At 60.7% G+C, this 3,386-nt stretch carries 4 protein-coding genes and 1 riboswitch; all 4 genes read right to left on the reverse strand.

The window, feature by feature from the left end; genetic code table 11:
• Window positions 1-42: 42 nt before the first annotated feature.
• A riboswitch (SAM-I-IV-variant riboswitch) is annotated at window positions 43-144 on the reverse strand.
• A 182-nt stretch (window positions 145-326) separates the two neighbouring features.
• Window positions 327-1,046, reverse strand: a complete 720-nt coding sequence (locus ABY403_RS14740; RefSeq protein ID WP_372841578.1) for a GntR family transcriptional regulator — start codon at window positions 1,044-1,046, stop codon at window positions 327-329.
• A 2-nt stretch (window positions 1,047-1,048) separates the two neighbouring features.
• Window positions 1,049-1,897 carry an ABC transporter permease gene (locus tag ABY403_RS14745; RefSeq protein ID WP_372841579.1) on the reverse strand — a complete coding sequence of 283 codons (849 nt, stop codon included), beginning with the start codon at window positions 1,895-1,897 and terminating at the stop codon, window positions 1,049-1,051.
• Complete coding sequence (locus tag ABY403_RS14750) at window positions 1,894-2,709, reverse strand: ABC transporter ATP-binding protein (protein WP_372841580.1); 816 nt, start codon at window positions 2,707-2,709, stop codon at window positions 1,894-1,896. The genes ABY403_RS14745 and ABY403_RS14750 overlap by 4 nt, the downstream gene beginning before the upstream one ends.
• On the reverse strand, window positions 2,709-3,386 hold a 678-nt coding region (locus tag ABY403_RS14755; protein ID WP_372841581.1), incomplete at its 5' end, for an ABC transporter substrate-binding protein. The genes ABY403_RS14755 and ABY403_RS14750, both read right to left, overlap by 1 nt.

The following is a 3,386-nucleotide window of genomic DNA, read 5'->3' on the forward strand; positions in this document are numbered from 1 at the left end:
GGTCTCTCCTTCAAGAGGCACGAGGTGATCGCCATAGAATGAAGCCAACCCAATAATTGCCGGTTCGGCCGCATCCCCTTGCGGGCGACCACCTTGCCGGGTTGGGCAGGTTGGTGAGGGTCAAGCCCTCTCTTGATGCAGGGCAGATATTGCCAGAGGTGTTTGGACTTGTCGAGAGGGCGCGAGAGGGGCGAGACTTCGGCGTATTGGGGTGCGCGTGCTCATGGCGGCAGGCGCGCCCTGCCTTTGTCACATTGCGATCCGTTCGGTCCGCAAGAACGGGCACTTGCTTGGAAGAAACCGGATATGCCCCAACGGATCAACCATCAGGGTTTGGGTGCATTGCTCGCGTTTTTGCCAACGACGCCCCTCAAGCCCTCCAAGGTTGTTCTGTAGTGGTCTTCCAACAAGCGACATGCGCGATCCGCGTCGCGGTCCACAACGGCACCTAGCAATGCCTCATGTTCTGCCGCAGCCCCTTGGCGCCGCAACGCGCTTGGATGCAGATTCATGGACAGATTGCGATAGCGCACCGCCTCATCCATCATCGTCGAGCAGAAATCCAGCAACCAGTTTGACCCGCAGCGATCCAGAAGAAGCAGATGGAACTCCTTGTGCCGTAGTTCCCATTCTTCGGACAGGTCGCGCCCTGCCTCCGTGGGCAGGCGGCGGTGCGTGCGTGCCAGTCGATGATAGGCAAGCACCAATTTCTCTTCCCAAGCCTCGTCGTAGTGCAGAATTGACTCTCGCAAGGCCAGCGTTTCCAGCCAGATCCGGGTCTTGACCAGATCCTCCAGTGCGGTCATCGAAATCTCGGCCACGAAAAAGCCGCGCTGACTTTTCCGTTCGACCAACCCTTCAGAGGACAGCCGGTTGAGCGCCTCGCGGATGGGGGCGCTGCCTATGCCATAGCGGTCAGAGATCGCCTCGATCTGTAGCTTTTCGCCGGGAAACAACTCGCCATTCAGGATGTCACGCCGAATACGCTCGTGTGCCTGTTCGGACAGGTTCTTGGTGTCACCCGGTGACTTTTCGGTAGTATTCACGCCTAGCCCACCCCGCCCGGCCGATCTGACTTATTCCAAAATACCAAGCGTCTTTGCACCCAAGCGACGGTAAAGAAAAGGGCCAACCCCAGAAGACTGAGGTAAAGGATCAGCGCAAAGACGCGAGGGGTATCCAGCGTGCTGGCCGATTGGCGGATAAGCGCGCCGAAGCCTTGGCCACCACCAAGGAACTCGCCCGTGATGGCCCCGGCCATGACGCCCACGGCGGCGATTTTCAACCCGGTGAATATCTGCGGCAGCCCGGTCGGCAGTTTCAGCCGGAAAAGGGTCTGCAAACGGCTGGCCCCCACGGATTTGAACAGCATACGTTCGTTTTCCGAGGCGGAATACAACCCGGCGGCGGTGGAGACGACGATTGGAAAGGTGGCGATGAAGGCCGCAAGTGCGACCTTGGATGCGATGTCAAAGCCAAGCCACGCGATGAACAGCGGCGCAAAGGCCACTTTCGGCATGGTGTCGATGGCGACGAGATAAGGCATCACCGCGCGTTCGCCGAACTTGGTCTCGCCCACCAGAACGCCTAGCGAGAAGCCGATGGCGATGGCGATGAGAAAGGCCCAGAACACGGTGCGCGTGGTTGTCCAGAGCGCCTTCAGCATGTAGCCGCCGGTCACAAGGTTCTCGCCCACAAAGATCAGATCAGCGAGCGTTTCGGCCGGGCTAGGCAGGATGATGGGCGAGACCCAGCCCATGCGGGCGGTTGCCAGATCCCAGATCGCGATGACCACGACGGCCAACCCCAGCATCGCCACCCATCGCGGGATGCGGTCGATCAGTGCGACATGTTCAACCCAGACTGTATCGCCTTTTGGATCAGGAATTGCGGTCACAGGAAGGCCTCCTTTCCCAGAAGATCACGGATATGGGCAACAATTTCACCGAAACGGGGTGTGTTGATCATCTCAAGCGTTCGAGGGCGCGGCAGGTCGATCACGATTTCCTCGACGATTCGACCGGGGCGCGGTTTCATCACCAGAATACGGTCTGACAGGAACACCGCTTCGGCCAGCGAATGGGTGACAAGGAATGCGGTGGCCTGCTGTTCCGTGCAGATGCGCTGCAATTCCATGTTCATGAAATCACGGGTCAGTTCGTCCAGCGCCGAAAAGGGCTCGTCCAAAAGCAGGACGGCGGGGTTGGAAATGAGCATCCGGCAGATCGAGGCGCGCTGCGCCATGCCCCCCGAAAGCTCGCCCGGATAGACATGTGCAAAGTCCCCAAGGCCAACCAGTTGCAGCAACTCCATCGCGTGGGGAATGGCCGCCTTGGCGGCGGCACGCCCCTTGCGGATTTCGATGGGCAGGACGATGTTTTCGACAGTGGTTCTCCACGGCAGCAGCGTGGCCTGCTGGAACATCATGCCGATGTCGTCCCTTGGGCCGGTCACCGGCGTGCCTTCAAGCACGACGCGCCCCGTGGTGGGCGGCAAGAGCCCCGACATGATCTTCAGAAGCGTCGATTTCCCGCAGCCAGAGGAACCGACGACCGAGACGAACTCGCCCTTGTGCAGGGTCAGGTTCACATCGGTCAGTGCGGTCAGCAGGTTGCGGGCATAGGTTTTCGACAGCCTTGCGATCTCGTAGACCGGCCGCGTGGGGGCGACAGGGCTTGCGGTAAGGGGGCGGGGCTCTGCCATTGTCATTAAGCGTTCCAGCCTGCAACGAACTCGTTGGTGTATACGGCCGACAGATCGGGAAGCGCTTGGGCCAGCGCGCCCGAGGCAACGGCGGAATCGTGAATCGCCGCCCAATGCTCTGGCGGCTGGAAGCCAAATCCCTGCCCAATGAAGGCTTCGGTCGGGGTTATCCGGTTGACAACACCATCAAAAAGCGAGGCAGCATAGTCCTGTTCACCTTCCTGCGGGTTGCCGGCGGCGCAATGGGCCAGCGACTTTTCCTTGTTGGCCGGATCGGAAGCAAAGCGGGTGGCGCGTACCAGCGCACGGCCGAACTTGGGCGCAAGGTCGGGCGTCGCGGCCATTTGGCTTTCCAGCATGGCGATACCGTTGCCGAAGAAGCCCAAGTAGGCCTCGGGCGTGATCTCGCGCAGCTTCAGGCCGCGTGAGGCGAGGATAGCCGCATCTGAAACCGCGCCCGCGTAGGAACCCACCTCGTCACGCATGAAGCCAACAGCCGCGGTGCCGCCGTCGCCCACCGGCAAGAAGGTGTAGTCGGTGCCTTCGACCATGCCGAGATCGGTCATGATCGCCTTGGTGAAGGAAACTTCGGCCCCGTCCGCCGTGCCGACGCCGATAACGGTGCCTTTCAGGTCTGCCGGCGATTTGGCGGGGCTTTCGTCCTTGACCAGAATGCCAAAGAC

Origin of the sequence: Phaeovulum sp. (genome assembly GCF_041596715.1) — a bacterium.
Taxonomy (GTDB): Bacteria; Pseudomonadota; Alphaproteobacteria; order Rhodobacterales; family Rhodobacteraceae; genus UBA6213.

What these genes read in the sequence shown, in the direction of transcription:
- ABY403_RS14750 (WP_372841580.1), bottom strand. Translation starts at nt 2,709, where the DNA reads ATGACAATGGCAGAGCCCCGCCCCCTTACCGCAAGCCCTGTCGCCCCC.